This is a genomic window from Jeotgalibaca sp. MA1X17-3 (genome assembly GCF_021513155.1).
GTDB lineage: Bacteria > Bacillota > Bacilli > Lactobacillales > Aerococcaceae > Jeotgalibaca.
Genome location: NZ_CP090983.1, coordinates 2,309,979 through 2,330,293, shown reverse-complemented (window position 1 = coordinate 2,330,293; position 20,315 = coordinate 2,309,979). Strand labels below are relative to the sequence as shown.

At 37.0% G+C, this 20,315-nt stretch carries 20 protein-coding genes and 2 pseudogenes; 9 read left to right on the top strand and 13 right to left on the bottom strand.

Features of this window, described 5'->3' with window-relative positions; translation table 11 throughout:
- Positions 1-8 precede the first annotated feature (8 nt).
- Genes opp4C through LZ578_RS11555 form a run of 6 tightly spaced genes read left to right on the top strand, consistent with a single transcriptional unit; the run spans position 9 to position 7,272 of the window.
- Positions 9-938 carry an oligopeptide ABC transporter permease gene (gene opp4C / locus LZ578_RS11580; RefSeq protein ID WP_235145321.1) on the top strand — a complete coding sequence of 310 codons (930 nt, stop codon included), beginning with the start codon at positions 9-11 and terminating at the stop codon, positions 936-938.
- Between the two features lie 18 nt (positions 939-956).
- Positions 957-2,588 carry an ABC transporter substrate-binding protein gene (locus LZ578_RS11575; protein WP_235145320.1) on the top strand — a complete coding sequence of 544 codons (1,632 nt, stop codon included), beginning with the start codon at positions 957-959 and terminating at the stop codon, positions 2,586-2,588.
- Between the two features lie 18 nt (positions 2,589-2,606).
- Positions 2,607-3,986, top strand: coding sequence for a M20/M25/M40 family metallo-hydrolase (locus LZ578_RS11570; RefSeq protein WP_235145319.1), 1,380 nt, complete (start codon positions 2,607-2,609; stop codon positions 3,984-3,986).
- A 21-nt stretch (positions 3,987-4,007) separates the two neighbouring features.
- Positions 4,008-5,063, top strand: coding sequence for an ABC transporter ATP-binding protein (locus tag LZ578_RS11565; RefSeq protein ID WP_235145318.1), 1,056 nt, complete (start codon positions 4,008-4,010; stop codon positions 5,061-5,063).
- The gene (locus LZ578_RS11560; RefSeq protein ID WP_235145317.1) at positions 5,060-6,070 is read left to right on the top strand and encodes an ABC transporter ATP-binding protein; all 1,011 of its coding nucleotides are present in this window, start codon (positions 5,060-5,062) and stop codon (positions 6,068-6,070) included. The genes LZ578_RS11565 and LZ578_RS11560 overlap by 4 nt, the downstream gene beginning before the upstream one ends.
- The gene (locus tag LZ578_RS11555) at positions 6,052-7,272 is read left to right on the top strand and encodes a M20 family metallopeptidase (protein ID WP_235145316.1); all 1,221 of its coding nucleotides are present in this window, start codon (positions 6,052-6,054) and stop codon (positions 7,270-7,272) included. The genes LZ578_RS11560 and LZ578_RS11555 overlap by 19 nt, the downstream gene beginning before the upstream one ends.
- 127 nt (positions 7,273-7,399) lie before the next feature.
- Here the strand turns inward: LZ578_RS11555 and LZ578_RS11550 are convergent, their stop codons facing one another.
- Positions 7,400-8,242 (bottom strand): ABC transporter permease, encoded by an 843-nt coding sequence (locus LZ578_RS11550; protein WP_235145315.1) that lies wholly within the window; start codon positions 8,240-8,242, stop codon positions 7,400-7,402.
- A gap of 2 nt (positions 8,243-8,244) precedes the next feature.
- A complete protein-coding gene (locus LZ578_RS11545; protein ID WP_235145314.1) occupies positions 8,245-9,168 on the bottom strand; it encodes an ATP-binding cassette domain-containing protein in 924 nt (307 codons plus the stop codon).
- A gap of 139 nt (positions 9,169-9,307) precedes the next feature.
- Between LZ578_RS11545 and LZ578_RS11540 the strand changes: the two genes are divergently transcribed.
- The 3 genes from LZ578_RS11540 to LZ578_RS11530 all read left to right on the top strand — a co-directional run bounded on the left by LZ578_RS11540 (position 9,308) and on the right by LZ578_RS11530 (position 11,328).
- Entirely contained in the window at positions 9,308-9,922 is a 615-nt protein-coding gene (locus tag LZ578_RS11540; protein WP_235145313.1) for a TetR family transcriptional regulator, read from the top strand.
- 96 nt (positions 9,923-10,018) lie between these two features.
- Positions 10,019-10,393, top strand: coding sequence for a YccF domain-containing protein (locus tag LZ578_RS11535; protein ID WP_235145312.1), 375 nt, complete (start codon positions 10,019-10,021; stop codon positions 10,391-10,393).
- 290 nt (positions 10,394-10,683) lie between these two features.
- A complete protein-coding gene (locus tag LZ578_RS11530) occupies positions 10,684-11,328 on the top strand; it encodes an SGNH/GDSL hydrolase family protein (RefSeq protein ID WP_235145311.1) in 645 nt (214 codons plus the stop codon).
- Positions 11,329-11,496: 168 nt separating this feature from the next.
- Here the strand turns inward: LZ578_RS11530 and LZ578_RS11525 are convergent, their stop codons facing one another.
- The 11 genes and pseudogenes from LZ578_RS11525 to LZ578_RS11475 form a co-directional block, all read right to left on the bottom strand.
- Positions 11,497-12,474, bottom strand: coding sequence for an aldo/keto reductase family protein (locus tag LZ578_RS11525; RefSeq protein ID WP_235145310.1), 978 nt, complete (start codon positions 12,472-12,474; stop codon positions 11,497-11,499).
- Between the two features lie 21 nt (positions 12,475-12,495).
- A complete protein-coding gene (locus LZ578_RS11520; RefSeq protein ID WP_235146462.1) occupies positions 12,496-12,747 on the bottom strand; it encodes an alpha-glucosidase C-terminal domain-containing protein in 252 nt (83 codons plus the stop codon).
- Positions 12,748-13,104: 357 nt separating this feature from the next.
- Positions 13,105-14,183, bottom strand: a pseudogene (locus tag LZ578_RS11515) (alpha-glucosidase); the annotation flags it as partial.
- A 356-nt stretch (positions 14,184-14,539) separates the two neighbouring features.
- Positions 14,540-15,439 (bottom strand): DUF5996 family protein, encoded by a 900-nt coding sequence (locus tag LZ578_RS11510; RefSeq protein WP_235145309.1) that lies wholly within the window; start codon positions 15,437-15,439, stop codon positions 14,540-14,542.
- A gap of 147 nt (positions 15,440-15,586) precedes the next feature.
- Complete coding sequence (wrbA, locus tag LZ578_RS11505) at positions 15,587-16,198, bottom strand: NAD(P)H:quinone oxidoreductase type IV (RefSeq protein ID WP_235145308.1); 612 nt, start codon at positions 16,196-16,198, stop codon at positions 15,587-15,589.
- Positions 16,199-16,270: 72 nt separating this feature from the next.
- On the bottom strand, positions 16,271-16,546 hold the full coding sequence (locus LZ578_RS11500) for a GNAT family N-acetyltransferase (protein ID WP_235145307.1): 276 nt from the start codon (positions 16,544-16,546) through the stop codon (positions 16,271-16,273).
- A 77-nt stretch (positions 16,547-16,623) separates the two neighbouring features.
- Complete coding sequence (locus LZ578_RS11495; protein ID WP_235145306.1) at positions 16,624-17,217, bottom strand: alpha/beta hydrolase; 594 nt, start codon at positions 17,215-17,217, stop codon at positions 16,624-16,626.
- Positions 17,218-17,236: 19 nt separating this feature from the next.
- On the bottom strand, positions 17,237-17,848 hold the full coding sequence (locus LZ578_RS11490; RefSeq protein WP_235146461.1) for a flavin reductase family protein: 612 nt from the start codon (positions 17,846-17,848) through the stop codon (positions 17,237-17,239).
- Positions 17,849-17,860: 12 nt separating this feature from the next.
- Positions 17,861-18,754, bottom strand: coding sequence for a VOC family protein (locus tag LZ578_RS11485; protein WP_235145305.1), 894 nt, complete (start codon positions 18,752-18,754; stop codon positions 17,861-17,863).
- Between the two features lie 20 nt (positions 18,755-18,774).
- Positions 18,775-19,731: pseudogene (gene mhqE, locus LZ578_RS11480) on the bottom strand (ring-cleaving dioxygenase MhqE).
- A gap of 14 nt (positions 19,732-19,745) precedes the next feature.
- The gene (locus tag LZ578_RS11475; RefSeq protein WP_235145304.1) at positions 19,746-20,189 is read right to left on the bottom strand and encodes a MarR family winged helix-turn-helix transcriptional regulator; all 444 of its coding nucleotides are present in this window, start codon (positions 20,187-20,189) and stop codon (positions 19,746-19,748) included.
- Positions 20,190-20,315: the final 126 nt, after the last annotated feature.

Sequence of the window (20,315 nt, the reverse complement as noted above, 5' to 3'; positions counted from 1 at the left end):
GGGTATAGATGGCTACAACTACATCTGAGTTTACACGTGTTTACGCGGAAGGGACAACTTTTCCGAAAGAAGAACATCTATCAAAAACAATTAAAGCAGAAAGCAACAAAAAAATTATTTTCAAACGATTTATGAAACACAAGCCGGCAGTGATCGGAACCATTGTTTTCATTATCATGATTTTAATGGCGGTATTTGCTCCACTCGTTACAAATTTTCAGCCCAATTTAATTACACCAGATTTTGAAGCCAATCCAAGTAGCACGTACTGGTTGGGTACGGATGGTGTCGGACGAGATGTATTTAGTCGCTTAATCTACGGCTCACGGGTTTCTTTGTTTGTTGGTGTTAGTTCAGTTGCTATTTACACGGTAATCGGAACAACGCTAGGTCTAATCGCAGGATTTTTCGGGGGTAAGGTAGACAACTTCATCATGCGATCGACAGAAATTATTCAATCGTTTCCTTCTTTTATGGTGATATTAGTTCTTGTTAGTATTATAGGACCGGGAGTAGGAACGATTACTCTAGTGTTAGGACTGTTAAACTGGGTGCCCCTTTCCCGCATTGTGCGTGGAAATGTTCTGACTATAAAAGATAGCGAGTATATTCAAGCAGCTATTTCCGTTGGGTATAGTACCCCTCATATTTTATTTAAAGAAATTTTACCCAATGTACTGTCCAATATCTTTGTCAATGCAACCTTTGGAATTGCCAGTGCCATATTAACGGAATCCTCCCTCAGCTTCTTGGGTATGGGAATCCAACCACCAACAGCGAGTTGGGGAAATATTTTATCTCAAGCTCAGTCACTGACGGTCTTATCCAGTCAACCATGGCTTTGGATTCCAGCAGGAATTATGATCCTATTAGCAGTATTATCCATTAACTTTATTGGCGACGGCCTACGTGATGCCTTTGATGGTACAAAAAATTAAAATTTGGAGGAAAACAACATGATGAAAATGAATAAAAAAGCAATGGTATTTATGCTGACAGCAAGTATGCTTGTATTGGCAGCGTGTGGGAATGCAGATGGTGCAGAAGATACAGATTCAACGAAGGCAAGTGGGGTCGCCACTGAAACAGCTTCGGACACCCTTTATGTAGGGGTAACGAATCCAATGGGGAATTTAAGCCCCATTAATGCAAGTGGTGTTTCTACCCGTTGGGTACAACGGTATTTCTTTGATACGTTGTTGGAAATGACGACACCCTTAGAATTTGAACCCAAACTAGCCGATTCATTTGAAACAACAGATAATCAAAACTATACAATCAAGTTAAACCCGGATGCTACTTGGACAGACGGCACACCTATTACAGCAGAAGATGTCGTCTTTACGATGAACCTACTTGCTAATCCAGAAGTACAAACAGTTGGACTGTACCTAACGTCACTGGATGGCGTTAATAGCTCTAGTAAGTTGGACAGTGGTACTGAAATTCCTAATCTAGTTGTGGTGGATGAACATACACTTACGTTTAAGACGAAAGTCCCGACAGATCCTAATTATGTAAAAGAAATGGTTGGAACATCCATCTTTATCCAACCGAAACATGTCTTGGAAGAAATCCCCGTAGCCGAGCTTGATGGTTCTGATGCATTTATCAAACCAACCGTCACAAGTGGACCGTATAAATTTGTAGAATATGTTCAAGATTCACATCTAGAATTGGCAGCTTATGAAGATTATTATCGAGGAGCACCTGCTATTCCAGAAGTATTCATTCGTGTGATGTCAGGAACGAACTTAGCAACGGAATTACAAACGGGTGGTGTAACGATGAATGCCGGTGGAGGTATCGGTGAAATATCTATTTCCGATATTGATATGGTTGAAAGTGTAGATGGTGTAACGGTTAAAACGCAACCGGCTTGGACCGCTCAATTTGCTTATTTCAATAACACTCGTTTGGATCAAAACATTCGTTTGGCAATGTCGCATGCGGTTAATCGCGATATGATTGTAGATAACTTGCTTAAAGGAAATGCAGAAGTAATTGCTGCCCCTTATACCTCTGCAAGTCCTTATCAGAATGAATCACTAGATCCGTTAGCCTATGATCCAGAGAAAGCAAAAGACTATATCGAAAAATCAGATTATGATCTATCAAGACCGATTGAAATCATGGTTCCGACTGGAAATAAAGTACGAGAACAATCCGCTAACTTGATTGAACAAGATTTGGAAGCAGTCGGCTTTACAGTGGAGCAAGTAACGTATGACTTCCCAACAACTTTAGAAAAAGCTCGTGCTGCTGAATATGATATTTATCTAGGTGGAATTGTTGTTTCAGTTGATCCAGACTTGACAACTTATTTTGGAACGACCGGTTCCTCTAACTACGCTGCTGTTTCCAGTACAGAATTGGATGCCTTACTGGATGCAGGTAAAGCAGAGACCGATAGTGCCAAACGAAAAGAAATCTATGATGAGTTTCAAGTGAAGATGCAAGAGCAAGCACCAATCTTACCCCTTTATTCCCAACATGATGTTTTCATTCAACATGATGTTCTAGATGGCGGGATGAAAGAGTACTGGGGTGGTTCCTTGTATGACGTTCATACATGGACATTGAAATAAAAAAGTGGAGGTAAGAAAATGACAGTTTCCCAAACAAATCAATTAGTAGCAAAAGCAAAAGAGATGGCTGATAAAAGAATGGCGTCTTTCGAGGATTACTTACGCCTCGAATCCGTTTCAACAGAAAAAAGACAAATTCCTGAAACAGTTGCCTACGTTCAATCATTGATTGAAGAAGTAGGTGGAGAAGTACAAATTCTGGATGACTTAGGTGGACACCCTGTTGTTTATGGGTATTTCCAAGCTTCAGAGGGAGGGAATCCTAATAAAACTCTTCTTTTCTACAATCACTACGATGTCCAACCGTCAGATCCATTAGATGAATGGAAAACGGAACCTTTCGAACCTACTGTTTTGGATGGTATTCTCTATGCACGTGGTGTGTCTGATAATAAAGCCAACTTTATGGCACGCCTAAATGCTTTATCCATTTTAAAAGAATCGGGTGGATTCCCTTGTAACGTGAAATTCTTAATAGAAGGAGAAGAAGAAATCGGCAGTCCTAACTTAGATCCGTACATTGAAAAATATACAGATCTTTTCAAAGCAGATGCTTGTATTTGGGAAGCAGGATCAAAAGATAAATATGAAAACTATGTAGTCAGTGCCGGAATGAAAGGAATCGCCTATTTTGATTTGGAAGTAACAACGGCTAACATTGATATTCATTCCTCGATGGCGGCTATTATCGACAATCCAGTATGGCGAATGATTCATGCCTTAGAATCAATGAAAAATATTGACAACGACATTCTTGTAGAAGGGTTTTACGATGGAGTTACCCCTTTGTCTGAAAAAGATAAAGAAGCAGCTGCCAATCAACCCTTTGATGCAGAAAAAGTTAAAGAGCAATATGGACTCACTGGGAAGTTGATTACAGAAGGAGGACCTGTAACCGAGAGCGAAGCGTTAGCTTTTTATCCAACCATGACCGTATGTGGCTTTTCAAGTGGGTATACAGGACCGGGAATCAAGACCGTCCTACCTAAAATGGCAAAAGCAAAACTAGATTGTCGTTTAGTTCCTGGTCAAGACCCAACCCATATTCACGATAGCATCCGTCGCCATTTGGATGCGAATGGTTTTTCTGATATTTCCTTAACGATGGTTGGAGCAGAAGGAGCACAGCGAACGGATTTAGATGATCCATTTATAGATATGGTAGTCCAAACAGCTCAAAGTGTTTATGGAGAAGCGAATCCTGTGGTTGTTTCACCAAGTATGGCTGGAACTGGGCCTAGCGAACTATTTGAAAAATACTTGCAACTACCTATTGCTGGTGTAGGAGCAGGTTGGGCTAATTCAGGAGCGCATGCTCCAAATGAAAATATTCGTTTAAATGATTTTTATCAAAATATCGCACATATGGTAACATTACTGACTGCATTTGGTGTTTAGACTTTAGAGAGGGGTGAAAACATGCAAAAGAAACTATTGGAAGTTAAAAATTTAGAAATATCTTTTCGAACGTACGCAGGAGAGGTTCATGCAGTTAGAGGTGTGAATTTTGACTTATACAAAGGAGAAACACTAGCGATTGTAGGTGAATCTGGTTCAGGGAAATCAGTTTCAACGCAAGCAATTTTAGGTTTGTTAGCAAAGAATAATACGATGATAAAAAAAGGTGAAATTCTTTATTTAGGTCAGGACTTATTGAAGTTAAGTGATGTTGCCATGCAAGATATTCGTGGTAAAGAGATTGCGACCATCTTCCAAGATCCGATGACATCGTTAAACCCAACTATGACGGTAGGCAAGCAAATTGCAGAATCCATTGTGCAACATCAAGAAACGAGCCAAAAAGAAGCGATGGCACAAGCCCAAGAGCTTTTGGAAATGGTAGGCGTCAAAGACGTTGAGAATCGGATGAAGCATTATCCCCATCAATTTTCAGGTGGAATGCGACAACGGGTGATGATTGCCATTGCCCTTGCTTGCAAGCCCAAAATATTAATTGCAGATGAGCCAACAACCGCGCTGGATGTTACCATTCAAGCGCAAATTTTAGAACTAATGAATGAACTAAAAGATAAAATTGATACGGCTATTATTTTTATTACGCATGATCTAGGTGTGGTAGCCAACATGGCGGACCGTGTGGTTGTCATGTATGCCGGGAAAATAGTAGAGTGGGGAACAGTGGATGAGATATTTTATAATCCACAACATCCCTATACGTGGGGGCTATTAGCCTCTATGCCTACGTTGGATCAAGTTGGTCAATCCCTTTATTCTATCCCAGGAACACCGCCCAATATGTTGCGTCCACCAGTAGGAGATGCTTTTGCTGAACGAAACGTATATGCTTTGGCTATTGATTTTAAAAAAGAACCACCTATTTTCCCGATTTCGAAAACACATTATGCGGCAAGTTGGCTGTTGCATCCGGATGCACCTGATGTAATGCCACCTGCAGAGATTGTTCGTCGTAGAGATCGTTTTAAAGGAAAGATGAAAAGGAGGGAAGAGGGATGACTCAAAAGCGCAAGAAGCTATTAGAAGTAAAGCGACTCAATCAATATTTTAATGAGGGAAAAGCAAATGAGGTTCGAGCGGTTCAAGATCTCTCCTTCTTTATCTACGAAGGGGAAACATTTGGCTTAGTAGGTGAGTCTGGATCAGGTAAATCCACAACAGGAAAACTCATTACAAAACTACAAGAGGCTACCTCTGGTGAAATTACCTTTGATGGGAAGGATATCAGCCACGTAAAAAAACGGAAGGATTTACAAGCATTCCGTAAGTCAGTTCAAATGGTCTTTCAAGATCCGTATGCATCTTTAAATCCTAAAAAAACGGTGATGGAAATCATAGGTGGAGGTTTGGAAGTACATGGTTTGACCCAAACACAAGCTGAAAAAGAAGCAAAGGTTTATGAACTCTTGGAGTTAGTCGGTTTAAATCCAGAGTATGCGACGCGCTACCCTCGTGAGTTTTCCGGTGGGCAGTGTCAACGAGTTGGGATTGCCCGTGCGTTAGCTGTTAGTCCATCCTTTATCGTTGCAGATGAAGCGATCTCTGCCTTGGATGTTTCGATACAAGCGCAGATTGTTAATCTAATGAAGAAATTGAAGAAGGAACGTAAGTTAACCTATTTATTTATTGCGCATGATTTGTCGATGGTAAAATACATTAGTGATCGAATTGGGGTTATGAATGGAGGAAGGCTTTTAGAAATTGCTCCAGCAGATGACCTCTACAATTGTCCTCTCCATCCTTATACAGAATCATTGTTATCGGCGGTTCCCGTTCCTGATCCAGATAAGGAACGCCAAAGGAAGCGAATCGGGTATGACGAAACGTTCCATCAATATGCGAATGATTCCGAAGTGGCACTCTATGAAGTTGCCCCGGAGCATTATGTTTACTGTAGCAAGCAAGAAATTCCATTTTTAAGAAAAAAACATGAACGAGCGATGGATCAAGTGGAGCAAAATAATACATATGAGAAAGCAGGGGTATCATGGAACGTACAACAGTAAAAGGAACAGATACGTATCAAGCTTGGGTAAAAGAATTAGAAGGAAATTTTGAAGAAACAGTAGAAATGAGACGTTATTTACATCAGTACCCGGAGCCTTCTTTCGAAGAAAAAGAAACGGCACAATACATATTAGAAAAGTTACGTTCCTTTGGTATTCAAGATATTCAAGAAAATGTAGGGAATGGCTACGGAATTGTTGCCAAAATTAAAGGAGCTCATCCAGGACCAACGATTGCCTTTCGGGCAGACTTTGATGCATTGCGTATTCAGGAAGAAAATAAGGTTTCCTATAAATCAAAAAAAGAAGGAGTTATGCATGCATGTGGACATGATACACATACAGCAACTCTTTTGAGTGTAGCCCAAGTTTTGTTTAATCATCGCGAAGATCTACATGGTACGGTCGTTCTCCTTCATCAAAATGCAGAAGAAGTCCTTCCTGGTGGGGCAAAAAGTATGGTAGAGGCTGGCGCTATGGAAGACGTAGATTACGTTTTTGGTCAACATGTTCAGGCTTTATTGGAAGCTGAAAAAATTGGCTATACACCTGGATATGCTATGGCAGCGGCTGATTTCTTTACTATTAGTATTCAAGGAAAAGGTGGTCATGGGGCTTATCCACATGAGACCATTGATTCAGTAATTATTGCAACGAAAATTGTTGAAGCCTTACAAACACTTGTCAGTCGTACAATCAATCCTTTGCATCCAGCAGTGGTGACCGTTTCAACCATTCAAGCTGGTGGAGAAGCAAATAATATTATTGCTGATACAGCTATGATTAAAGGAACCGTTCGGACTTATCAAGAAGAAGCACGAGATACAATTCAAAGAGAAATGGAAGTAATGGCTAATAGTGTCGCAGATATGTACCATGCTACATGTAAAGTAAATTACACTCGTGGCTATGATTCCGTTTATAATCATCCAGAAGAAACATCTCGTTTTGTTTCTTTAATGAAAGAAAAGTTTGGGGAAGACAATATCGTGGAGCGTGACCCGACAATGGGTGGAGAAGATTTTGGTTATTTCTCTAAAGTGAAACCGGGAGTGTTTTTCAATGTAGGAGGATTTAATCCTGATTTGGAAGCGACATTCCCTCACCACCATCCGCGTTTCAATGTGGATGAAAAAGCAATGTTGGTTGCAGGTCAAACCTTTTTAGCAATTGCTGAAGATTATTTAGTAAAAGAAGGCTAAATAAAAAAAGAACAGGATAAAAGCCGTTTAGATCCGAATATGATTCGTAAAGAGGAAGTCGAATCTGCCTTTTATTCCGTTCTTAAGAATAGAAAAGGTTCTGAGACATATGTCTCAGAACCTTTTTTTATCGTGCGCGGTGTGCTGGTGTTTCCCCACCAGTTGTACGAGAGAATTTAGTGAAATCAGCTTTTCGGAAAGAGTAGGCTGCTAGGAAAAGGAAAAACAATCCTAGAACGATAACGATAATCCCACTAATAAAAGGAGTAATAACAAAGCCATTGACTTCAAAGGCCAGTCCCTCATTCAATAGCTGTTGGGTGGATGCATTTGTTTTTTCTAATATAATTGTTCGGAAAAATGCAGTCGTATAAGTCATTGGATTCAAAAGACTGACGAAGCGTAATGTTTTCGGTAGAAGAGATAAAGGAATATAAGCTCCTGATAAAAAAGTAAATGGTAAAACAATGGCTTGTTGAACCACTTGGAACGTAGAGGCACTTTCTACATGAGAAGCTAAAAATAAACCTAAACCAGAAAAAACAAGTCCTACTAAGACCATCGCTGCAATAACATAAATTGGAGTCAACCAGCTATCAAAAGAAAGACCAGTAAACAATCCAATGATTAAAATCAAGAAACCTTGAACCGTTGCAACGGTAGCTGCTGATAGGAGTTGTCCAATTGCTACTAGAGTGCGAGAGGCAGGACTGACTAACACTTCTTTCATGAAGCCAGATACAACATCATCGATTGTTGAAGTAGCAAGTGAAAGTGACGTTTGAAATACAGTAACAATAACAACTCCCGCCAACATAAATGCAGTAGGATTGTCTACGTATTCTGTTTTAAAAATAGAACTAAATATATAAATAAAGAAGAAGGGAATGATTAATGAAATAATCAAACGAGTCCGATCTCTCATAAATGTTTTAATATTACGTAACCACAAAGCTTTAATAACACGCATGATTAAGCCTCCTCACGAATTTTTTTACCAGTAATTTCTAAAAACACATCATTTAAAGTGCCATTTTTGATTTCTAAATTAAGAATATCTTTTTGAAAAGGATCTAAGAAAGATAAGAAATGTTGGATATTATCGATGTCGATCTCAAAGTCTCCCTGGTTGAGGACACGGAACTTATAACCATTTTCTGTAAGAGCGCTCTTGAAAGATTCTGGAGATGAAATAGTAACTCGAGCTTCATCTTGGGTGTACCGACGCTTCAGCTCTTCTGGATGATCGTTCACCATGATTTTCCCATTATCTATAATTGCAACCTGATCACAGATTTCTGCTTCTTCCATGTAATGAGTCGTCAAGAAAATAGTAATATTTTTTTCTTTTTGCAGTTGAACAATATACTCCCACATTCTATTACGCGTTTGAGGATCTAGACCAGTCGTTGGTTCGTCCAAAAAAAGTACTTTAGGATTATGTAAAAGAGCACGAGTAATTTCCACTCGACGCTTCATTCCTCCAGATAAACTTGAAACCATTGCCCCTTTCCATTCGGCTAAATCAACCATGTTCATTACAAAATCGATTCTTTCTTGGATTTCTTTTTTAGGAACACGGTAGAAGACGCAATGCATTTCTAAGTTTTCTTGAACCGTCATTTTTTCATCTAAAGTGGCTTCTTGGAAAACAATACCAATTGATTCTCTTACTTCATTTTTATCAGTAGTTACATCATGTCCATCAATCGTTAACGTTCCGGAAGTTTTTTCTAAGAGCGTACACAACGTGTTAATTGTTGTACTTTTTCCAGCTCCATTTGGTCCGAGGAAGCCAAAAATACTGCCCTCTTCTACTTCAAAGGATATGTGATCAACTGCCATGAAGTCACCATAACTTTTTGTATAATTATCTACTTGTATAATTGATTTCAAGGAAAACTCCCCTTTCTGTTTATCGGTGACAGGGTGTTACCGACGTGCTATACTGATTATAGTAGTACAAAATCATGGTGTCAACTAGCTTGTACCAATAAAAAAATAAATAACTAATTATATAAATGGAGGAATACACATGCCAAAACCAACCTTTTATCGTTTACCTGAGGAACGGCAAAAAGAAATTTTACAAGCTGCCTTTGAAGAGTTTTCAACAAACCCTTTACAGGAAGCATCAGTCGGAAATATTACCAAGAAATTAAGCTTATCTCGGGCTAGCTTTTATAAATATTTTAATGATTTAGAAGAAGTATACACATATATTTATCAACGAATAGCATGGGATCCTCATGACTTACTGTTACAGTCGCTAGAAGAAGCGGAGGGTATTTTTTTTGAAGGAATGACTCGATACGCGAAAAAAATGGCAAATCAATTTTTTGAACCTACGTATCGTGCTTTTTACCGGAATTTATTAGTGAAAATGGACTATCATCTTTTTTCTCAGATGGAGAAGGACTCAAACACTCCTAAAATGGATTACAAACAATTTTTACAAGAGGTAATAGAAGTAATTGATTGGGAAGAAATAGCAGTTGAAGAACATGAGTTACTAGCTTTTTTAGATTTTATTAAAGAAATTTTCCACGAATTATTTATGAAGTCTTTTTTACGTGAATGGACAGAAGAACAAACATTTGCTGCCATTCATCAACGCTTGAATTGGCTAAAAAGAGGAATTTTGAAATGAATATAATAATTAAGAAAAATCAGTATCAAGTCTGATGTATTACGATACCTTTTTCGCTAAAATAGATATAGAAGATGAAAAGAGAGGAAGAGGTTTATGAGCGTACTTATGAATATCATTTGGTTTATCTTAGGTGGTTTTATTAGTTTTATTTCTTGGGTGTTTATAGGTATTTTGTGGTGTATGACCATCGTGGGTATTCCAGTAGGGATGCAATGTTTTAAATTTGCAAAGATGGGTGCTGCTCCGTTTGGAAAAGAAATTCAATTTAGTGATAGTGGGGCCTCATTATTAATTAATATTATTTGGATTCTTTTAGGAGGACTGGCATTAGCTTTAGAAGAAGTAGTTTTAGGTGCTATATTTTGCGTTACGATTGTAGGAATTCCATTTGGACTCCAACATTTCAAGCATGCTAAACTAGCTCTTCTGCCATTTGGCGCAAGGATTTATCGTACGAATGGAAGGTAAGCAGAGAATTTGAATCAATCAATTCTGAAAGAGAGTGGAACAAAAGGCAGTTAGACCCGAACACTGGAACGAATAAACGAGGATGGTCGTAGACTATCTGAGTATGAATTGGGAAGGGGACGTCGGGTCTGCCTTTTATTCCGCGTTAAAAAAATGGTTAAGAAGTAGGAAATAGGCTGGTACTTTTGTACCAGCCTATTTGGTGTTAGTTTTTATTATTTGAACTTTTTTTATTATTATGAAAAATTGTAGTCTATAATAAAGGAAAGACAAAAATTGGAGGCAATAAAATGGAACTAAAAAAGAATGATTTAATTCTATTTATCGGTGACAGTATTACAGACGTGGGTAGGAATCGAGAAGAGGGTAATGATTTAGGACATGGATATCCATTGATGGTAGCTGGAGCATTAGCTGCTACCTATCCTGAATTGCAATTACAGTTTTTAAATCGTGGAATTAGTGGAAATAAAATAACAGACCTTGAAAATCGGTGGGCTGAAGATTGTATTTCTTTGCAACCGGATATCGTCTCCATCTTAATTGGAATTAATGATACTTGGCATCATGTTGGAACAACCACTTTTGCATCTCAAGATGCTCTTCAAGAATTTGAAGAGATGTATCGACTACTATTGAATCAAGTAAAAAATAAGACCAACGCACAAATTGTAATATTAGAACCGTTTGTACTGAGTGATCCCATTGATCGCTTAGAATGGCGGACTGATTTAGATCCAAGAATTCAAATCATTCGCCGTCTAGCAACCGAATTTGCAGTAGATTTTATTCCTTTGGATGGTTTGTTGAATTCAATAGGAATGAAGACTAGTTTTCAATATCTAACAGGGGATGATGGCGTTCATCCGACCGTTGCGGGGCATGGAATGATTGCGAAAGCTTGGTTAGAGGCCGTAAAAGTAAAAGAGAAATAAGTTTATTTACTGTAGATGGTTAAAGTGGTTTTTTGGTAACTTTTATTGGTAGAAACTAATCTCTAGTTGATACGCAAAGGGTGATACGCATCAAGTAGTAAACCAACTAAAAAAGACTCTCCATTTTAGCTACAAACTAGCAGAAATGAAGAGTCTTTTATTTTGTAATTACTTTCGTGGTCCAAAATTAGAAATAGGCATTAATAACTCATTGATTCCTTGAAGAATCTGATCTGTCAATTCTACATCAACAGCTTTTACATTGTCTTCAATTTGCTCTGGTCTGCTGGCACCAATAATCGCAGAACTAACTCCTGGTTGACGAAGAATCCAAGCTAACGCCAATTGCGGTAGGTTGATGTCAAGCTCATGAGCGAATTGTTGTAATTGTTGAACGACTTCTAAAAGGTAATCATTTTCTAAATAAGACTTCATGAACCCACTAATTTCTGTGTTGGCAGCACGACTATCTGCCGGAACTTGTTGGCCGGGTTTGTATTTTCCGGTTAAAATTCCTTGAGCTAATGGAGAAAAGACGATTTGTCCCATTCCATTTGCTACCGATACAGGAAGAACTTCCATTTCGATGTAACGTTCAATCATATTATAAACAGGTTGATTCGATACTAAAGGACGGAAATTGCGTTCTTTCGCAATACGGTGTGCTTCTTGAATTTTATCAGCTGGCCATTCGCTAACACCAGCATATAAAATTTTACCTTGTCGTTGTAAATCATCCAGAGCCCATAACGTTTCTTCTATTGGCACAGAAGGGTCATAACGGTGACATTGATAGAGGTCTAAATAGTCCATTTCTAAGCGTTGTAGACTAGCATCACATTGTTCGAAGATATGCTTGCGTGAAAGTCCACGATCGTTAGGACCATCACCCATAGGGAAAAATACCTTACTGGCAACAACTACACTAGAGCGATCATAATTTTTCAGCACGTTTCCTAAAACAATTTCTGCGTTCCCACTTTCATAAACGTTTGCCGTATCAAAGAAATTGATTCCTAAATCATAGGCCGTTTCGATACATTTTTTTGCGGTATCATCCTCTACCGATTTACCATACGTAAGCCAACTTCCTAAAGATAACTCACTGACACGTAATCCACTATTTCCTAAATTTCTGTAATTCATTAAAACTCCTCCTTTAAATGATTATTGATTCCATTGATAAACGGTTGACTCATATGGTTCCAAAATCGTTCTATTTTTCGATGAATATTCTCGGTTCGTAATCATGATCGTTGCATGATTAAGTTCATTAGGTAGAGTTTCATTTTCTAAGGATTGAGAAAATTCAGAAAAATTACAGAGAACGAGAATCGTTTCTTTTTGATTATAACGTAAATAAGCAAAGACTTCGGGATGTTTTTCTAATAAAAGTTTAAAAGGACTCGTACATAGCATTTCTTTTTGTTTCCGAATTTGGATCAATGCCTTGTAATGATAGAAGATAGATTCAGGATCTTGTAAACTTTCTTCCACATTTATATACGTATAATTAGGATTTACTTTCATCCACGGGGTGCCAGTTGTAAAACCAGCTGCGTGGCGATCGTCCCATTGCATCGGTGTTCTACTATTATCTCTTGATTTGCGACGAATAGCAATCATTGTTCTTTCGTGAGACCACCCGATAGAACGTTTTTGGTCATAAATTTGTTGTGTTTCAATGTCTGGGAAATCATCCAGAGATTCAAAAGGAACGTTTGTCATCCCAATTTCTTCACCTTGCATGATAAAGAGAGTAGCACGTAAAAAATACAAACAGGTTGCCAACATTTTAGCAGATTTTATTCGATATTCTTTGCTATCATTTCCAAATCGAGTTACCGAACGAGCAATGTCGTGACTGGTCCAATATAGTCCCATCCAGCCAGTATCTTCTAATCCTTGATGCCATTTGGAAATAATATGTTTGAATTTCAAAACATCAATGGTTCTCCAAAGCCATTTATCATCCTTTTCGTCAGATTGAATATGTTCGAAAGGAAGAACCAGATTAATTTCTTTACGTTGAGGACTAGTCAACAACTGTGCCTCTTTTGGAGTAACTTCTTCTGCTTCGCCAGCAGTTAGAATATCATAATGAGAAAAAACTTCTTGATTCATTTCTTGAAGGAATTCATGTACGCGCGGGCCATTTCGGTAGTGAGGGGATCCATGAGTAAAAGGAGTTCCAGGAAGCGGGATTCCTTCTGGAAAGGATTGATCTTTTGAAATGATAAAAATAGCGTCCAAACGAAAGCCATCAACACCTTTGTCGAGCCAAAATTTTAACATTTTATAAATACTTTTCCGCACAGGAGGATGGTCCCAATTTAAATCCGGTTGTTTTGTATGAAAGAGATGCAAGTAGGATTGATTTGTAGAAGGATCGTATTTCCAAGCACTTCCTCCGAAAATGGATTGCCATTTATTGGGAGGCTGTCCTGGTGAGGATTCATCACGCCAGAAATAGTAGTCACGGTAGGGGCTTGTTAAGGAAGAACGACTTTTTAAAAACCAAGGATGCTCATCGGAGGTATGATTAATAACAACATCGAGAAGTAATTTCATATTTCTACTATGTAGCTCTTCAATCAGTTTTTCAATATCTTGCATCGTTCCATAAGGGGGTATACAGAGTAATAATCACGGATATCATAGCCCGAATCGACTTGAGGTGAATCGTTAATAGGAGAAATCCAAAGAACTTCTACACCTAAATTTTCTAGATAGTCTAATTTTTCAATGATTCCATGAATATCCCCAATGCCATCTCCGTCAGAATCTTTAAAACTACGCAAAAAGATATGATACACGACACTTTTTTTCCACCAAGGAATTTCTTGTGTTTTCATAGAGTTCTCCCCTTCCTAGGAATTTGCATGGTTAGAAAACAACTGAAACTAAGTTTGCATCTATTGCGCTAATCTTATCTTATTTATTCTGTTTTAGCTAATGAAAATAGTAATGATCCGTTATAATGACAGGATCTCTCCATACATTCAAAACAACTCTACGTAGAAAAATTCTAGAAGTAGATTTTATAACATTTAGAAAATTGATTTACATATGAAATGGTTTACTGCGAAAGCCAGTATTATTATAGTCATCTATGATGGAAACTAGACAAGCAATTCTTTAAACTTAAATCCATAAGTATAAAAAATAAAAAAACGTCTTGTAATAAAACCAAGACGTTTGATGTAAATGACTATTCTTTTTTCTTCATTTTCAATTGTTCAAAGTAGTGACTTGTATTTTCCCACATTAAATAGGCAATAGAACTTCTACAAGAAGCTTCCATAAATTGGATTACTTTATCCGTATCAACTTGATCGATTTCTTCTTTTATTTCATAGAGGTACTCAGCCATTGTGGAGCTGAAGTAGCTTCCTTTTGGAAAAGATTTGTCAGTTTTCAATTCCACTTCTTCAACAAATGGATATGGAAGTGTAAAGAAAGTTGGATTCTCAACATTTTCATCGCCTAACCAAAAACCGAATTCAACCATTTGTTCATCAAATGCAGCTCGTTCTATAATTTTACTATCATCTGGAAAAGGTTCTAGCTCATTATATAAAAGAATACATGAGACATCGAATGTTCCCCAGAAAAGACCAGGATAGATCTTTCTTTGTCTGAATGGTGCAATAAATTGTTGTTCAGCTTTCCATGCAAACTGGAACCAGTTAAGAATTTGTGTAGCAACGTCCTCATTGTAATGATGATGAATATGATCTTCTTCAAAAGGCGTTTGAGTTTCCATTTCCTGTGGTTTTGTTTGAATGGAGAGTGGTAAACCCACTTTTTTTGCTTGAGACATTATTTCTTGATAATATTCGCAAATTGATTTTCCATCAGCTAACTTCACATAAACTTCGCTGCTTTCCGTTTCAATAATAAGTAAGTTTTTAATTAGATCTACTTCGATTTTAAAATACAAAGAGTGGTGATGTAGTAGCCCGGTTGAAAATCCACGTGGTGTAATATCAAGGATAACATGTGCCCACTGTGGCTCCTGTGCGGCATATTCAAGTTTAATTTTCCCAAGAATCTGGGAGAGAAGCTGGAGAGTGATAATTTCATTTTTATTTTTTTTATAAAATCCCATTAATATCACCCTTTCAAATCACTATATTCTAAGAGGAGGGGACGTGTTCAAATTTTTTATCTAATTAAACTGTTAAGATACTAGTTTTTGTCACAACACTCCCTATAAAATAATCATGTGATATTTTAAAAAAAGAATAAATATTTCTTATGATTGGCCATTTTTAACCCATTGTGCCACAGTAACCGTACGTTTTGCTTGATGTTTTATTGCCGCTTCAACGTCTTCAATCATCTTATCTTCCGGTCCAACTGTTACACTTGTACCATAAGGATTACCACCTGCAGTGAAAATGGACTGATCGGTGTAGCCCGTAGGAACAATAATCGCACCCCAATGCATCATAGTCGTATAGAGGCTGAGAATAGTGGCTTCTTGACCACCATGTGGGTTTTGTGCGGATGACATAGCACTTACTACTTTATTGATTGTCTTGCCACTCGCCCAAATACCTCCTTGAATATCAATAAATTGTTTCATTTGTGAAGCCATATTTCCAAAACGGGTTGGCGTACTGAAGATGATGGAATCTGCCCATACGATATCGTCAGAAGTAGCTACAGGGATATCTTTTGTTGCTTCTACTGTTGCTTTCCATTTGTCATTACTATCAATAACAGATTGTGGTGCAAGTTCTTGAACCTTTAGCAATCTCACTTCGGCCCCAGCTGCTTCTGCACTTTCTTTCGCCCATTTTGCCATTTGAAGATTTGTTCCACCCACACTGTAAAAGATAATAGCCAATTTAACATTTTTCATAATTTTTCTCTCCTTAAAATCTATTTTTTTATTAGTTTAAATCTATAAGTAATATATACTTAATCTTACTTTTTAAATTAAAATATCTTTGTACAATTCTTTATCTCTTTCAAGTCTAGCTTTTGCAAAAGGACATAAAGGAATAACTTGAAGACTATTTTCTCGGGCATACTTCACTACCTCTGCCAACAATTGATCTCCAATTCCTTCTCCTCGCAATTCATCACTGACCATTGTGTGATCAATAATAAATTGTTTAGTACCATTCATAACAATGGTCATTTCAGCCAAAGGTTCTTCCGAATTATCCCCGATATAGAATTTTTCATTCAGTTTTTTTATCTCCATTTGATTCACTCCTATAAAATTTTTTCTCCACTATAATAAAAACAGAGGATTTAGTTTAATAAAAATTAATATCAAAACTATTTGTTTAACCAAATTTGAGCTTTTTCAGCCACCTCTTGAGTTAGCTGATGTCCATTTATTCGAGCTGTTGTAACATCTGCGCCACTTTGTTTGAAGAGATCAATGACACGCAAATTTTCGGACTCTGGTACAATGGGGTCATCTTTACCCAGTGATAGAAATACTTTCAAGTCACTAAAATCGGGTTTTGTTTGAACATCTGTAGGATACATAGGTGCAAATAATGCTGCTCTCTTAAATGATTTTGGTTGTTGGAGCATCATTTTAATTGCGATATTGGATCCGTTTGAGAAGCCTACCAATACAATATCTTCCATTTTAAATGTATATTCATTTGATTTTTCTACAATAAAAGTGTAAAGTTCGTTTCCCCGAAATTCCAAATCTTCCCAATCGTAATGACCTTCTCCATGACGTTTAAAATATCTATTCATCCCATTTTCTTGTACATTCCCTCTGATACCCAAGATATTATATTCGGGGTTTAAAAATTCTGCAAGAGAGACTAAGTCTTTTTCTGTGCCACCTGTACCATGGAGTAACACAAATAGAGGAGCACCTTTTTTCTTTTCTTTATAAATATATTCCAAATTACCCACACCTTTCTTTTTACTCAGGTCGTTTCACTGTGAAAAGCTTGCCTATTTCTGCGTAATCGTTTCCTGCGAGTCGACTAACTGCCTTTAGCTTTATGGGATCAATGTACCCATTATGATAAATCTTTTCATTTATATGATAGTGTTTCACTTTCAAAAGAATCATGTCTGCAGTAGGAATGTTTTTTTCGTTATAAATAGTCATAGAATCGTATAATTCAGTTTCAAACCTAACTTTTGTTTCATTCAGTCCTGGAACTCTTATTGCTTTTGATTCTACAGTAGTAAAGTTCGATATGTCTAGTTCACTCTCATCTGGTCCAAGGGATGCTGAAGTCAAGTTTGCAGCTTCTACATTGTCAGTATCAACAATTTGAATAACGGCTTCTTTATTTTCAAAAATATTCCTACTCGTATCTTTGGGAACCCCATCTGTCCTTTGAACCGCAATCGAAAGAATAGGAGGGTCATACGTGACGATATTAAAATAACTGAATGGTGCAATATTGACGATGCCTGTATTAGAAATCGTTGAGACAAGAGCAATGGGTCTAGGAATAACGGAACCAATCAGAAATTTTTTCTTTTCTTTTAGTGTCAGCTCATCTGGAGAAAAACTTAATATTTTTTTCATATGCTATATATCCAATTTAGGTAACAGGGTTTCATATGTAGGTCTATTCTGTTCATATTGTTTTGGTAATTGTAAAGTTGTTCCAAGTGACGCTATATCTTCATCTATAGTGAATCCAGGTCCATCTGTTGCGAACTCAAATACTATTTTCCCTTTTTCGATAGAATAGACAGAATTAAAGTAATTTCTATCTTTTACTACAGTTGCTCCAATATTTTCTTCAAAAAGTAAATTTTGCCATTCTTTTAAGGCATCCAGATCTGGTACGGACCAAGCAATATGATGAACGGTTCCAATTCCGAATCTTCCTACAGGTTGAGGAGGAACAGAAGTAATGATGTGATGCTTTTCTTCTCCAACGGTTTCTACATGAATATTTTGATCGTTATAATCAAGTTCTTTTAATCCCATACTGTCTACGAGCAATTTTTTCGTAGCATTAGGATGTTCTGATAATAATACGGAGCCATGAAAGCCGATAATATCAGGACGGTCTGCAGATTTTTCTCCTTCAACCATTGCTAGTTCAAGTCCATGAATATCATCAAATTCAAGCGTATCTTTTCCAAAAAGCTGAGTTATTTCAACTTTGAGATTTTGAGAAGCTAAATGTTCTTTCCAGTAATTGAAACTTCCTTTTGGTATTCTGAATGCAATTCTTCCTACCTGTCCGCTACCTTTCGTTCCATAATTGTTATTCGTCCATGGAAAGAAGGTAATAACTGTTCCCGGTGTCACCTGATGATTTGAAAAGTATAGATGATATACACCCGGATCATCAAAATTTACTGTTTGCTTAATTAAACGAAGACCTAGAACATCTCTATAAAACTTTAAGTTTTCGTTTGGATCTCCTACAATTGCACTGATATGATGAATTCTTTTAATAGGTTCCATTTTAAAATCTCCTCTTTTAACTACTTAGATCGTTTTGTGTCAAATGGTCGAATCTGTTTCTCAATATATTCACGTTTTTCTTCAAGGAACGGAGGAAGTGAAAGACTCTCTCCCAACGTTTCATAAGGCTCATCACCCATAAAACCAGGCCCATCTGTTGATAATTCAATGAGAATATGACCAACTCGTGTATAAAGAGCTTCGAAGTAAAAACGGTCGACATGGCCAGAATGATTTAAACCTAGCTTGTTATATTTTTCTTCCCAGCCTTTAATAGCTGCATGATCCTTTACTCTAAATGATACATGGTGTACTTCGCCATATCCTTGAACACCAGATGTTGTTTCATCTTTTCTTAAGATAACTTGTCCACCATTTCCGCCTTCCCCTATATCAAAAAGGGTTACATCATCTTCTTCAAGAATTGGTTTCATTTTATAAATTTCAGTAAGTACTTTTTTGAAATCATCATAGTAACTTACTGTGATTTCTATTGGCCCTAGACCATAGATGGCTTTATCTTCAGGTACGGGACCATTTTTCCAAGGTATTCCAGGAGCCACACCCTCATTTTTTTCATCAGAAAATAATTGATACTTTTAGCCATCTACTTCTTCAAAAGGTAAAACCTTCTTACCAAATAGTTCTTGAATACCATCATTTTTCACATCAAACTCTTTAAAACGATTCAAATAATATTCTAGTGCTGCATCATTTGGTACTCGTAGACCTGTTCTAGAAATCGAGTTGGTTCCAGATACTCCTTTTGGATTATTAGGGAAATCGAAAAAGGTCATATCCGTTCCAGGTGAACCAATATCATCTGCGAAAAAAGTATGATATGTATAAATATCATCCTGATTTACTGTTTTCTTTACTAATCTCATTCCCAGAACTTCCGTGAAAAATTTGTAATTTCTCATTGCGTTATCTGTCATTGCTGTAACATGGTGAATTCCTAGTAATTTATCAGTCATTAAAAAAACTCCTTTTATTTTTTTAGTAAACTTTCTGCATGTATCCCAATACGTTTGAGAAGAAGAGTGGCTTGTTCAACTTCATCTTTATCCCACTCATTAAAAATAGTATTGATTAACGTTTCTTGTTCTTTTACACGTTGATTCATGTATTGTTTTCCTTTTTCAGTAATACAAGCGTAGACCTTACGACGATCTTCATCGCTTGGTTTTCTATACAAAAACTCTTTTTTCTCAAGCTTATCAATCACATAGGTGATACTACCTCCACCCATAAGAATTCTTTTTCCAATGGATTGAATGGGTTGATCTCCTCTATGAAATAATAGCTCCATAATTGCGTATTCATTTAAATTAATTTCTTTTTTTAAGAAGTCTTGTTTAATTAGTTTTTGGATAGACTGTGAAGATTTCATAAAAATAGTAAAAGCCTTAACATTCATATTATTTTCTTCCAAAGTGATATCACCCCCCCCAAAATGGATTAAAATTAATTATATTAAATTTGATGTATTAATCTTATCTCATAGTTTTAAATAATGCAAATGAAAAGATTTATTCTTCAAATATAAGAATAGATTTTT

Bases quoted from the DNA above. Each gene is read 5' to 3' on its own strand.
- opp4C (WP_235145321.1), top strand. From the start codon at position 9: ATGGCTACAACTACATCTGAGTTTACACGTGTTTACGCGGAAGGGACA.
- LZ578_RS11575 (WP_235145320.1), top strand. From the start codon at position 957: ATGATGAAAATGAATAAAAAAGCAATGGTATTTATGCTGACAGCAAGT.
- LZ578_RS11570 (WP_235145319.1), top strand. From the start codon at position 2,607: ATGACAGTTTCCCAAACAAATCAATTAGTAGCAAAAGCAAAAGAGATG.
- LZ578_RS11565 (WP_235145318.1), top strand. From the start codon at position 4,008: ATGCAAAAGAAACTATTGGAAGTTAAAAATTTAGAAATATCTTTTCGA.
- LZ578_RS11560 (WP_235145317.1), top strand. From the start codon at position 5,060: ATGACTCAAAAGCGCAAGAAGCTATTAGAAGTAAAGCGACTCAATCAA.
- LZ578_RS11555 (WP_235145316.1), top strand. From the start codon at position 6,052: ATGGAACGTACAACAGTAAAAGGAACAGATACGTATCAAGCTTGGGTA.
- LZ578_RS11550 (WP_235145315.1), bottom strand. From the start codon at position 8,242: ATGCGTGTTATTAAAGCTTTGTGGTTACGTAATATTAAAACATTTATG.
- LZ578_RS11540 (WP_235145313.1), top strand. From the start codon at position 9,308: ATGCCAAAACCAACCTTTTATCGTTTACCTGAGGAACGGCAAAAAGAA.
- LZ578_RS11535 (WP_235145312.1), top strand. From the start codon at position 10,019: ATGAGCGTACTTATGAATATCATTTGGTTTATCTTAGGTGGTTTTATT.
- LZ578_RS11530 (WP_235145311.1), top strand. From the start codon at position 10,684: ATGGAACTAAAAAAGAATGATTTAATTCTATTTATCGGTGACAGTATT.
- LZ578_RS11525 (WP_235145310.1), bottom strand. From the start codon at position 12,474: ATGAATTACAGAAATTTAGGAAATAGTGGATTACGTGTCAGTGAGTTA.
- LZ578_RS11520 (WP_235146462.1), bottom strand. From the start codon at position 12,747: ATGCTATGTACGAGTCCTTTTAAACTTTTATTAGAAAAACATCCCGAA.
- LZ578_RS11510 (WP_235145309.1), bottom strand. From the start codon at position 15,439: ATGGGATTTTATAAAAAAAATAAAAATGAAATTATCACTCTCCAGCTT.
- wrbA (WP_235145308.1), bottom strand. From the start codon at position 16,198: ATGAAAAATGTTAAATTGGCTATTATCTTTTACAGTGTGGGTGGAACA.
- LZ578_RS11500 (WP_235145307.1), bottom strand. From the start codon at position 16,546: ATGGAGATAAAAAAACTGAATGAAAAATTCTATATCGGGGATAATTCG.
- LZ578_RS11485 (WP_235145305.1), bottom strand. From the start codon at position 18,754: ATGGAACCTATTAAAAGAATTCATCATATCAGTGCAATTGTAGGAGAT.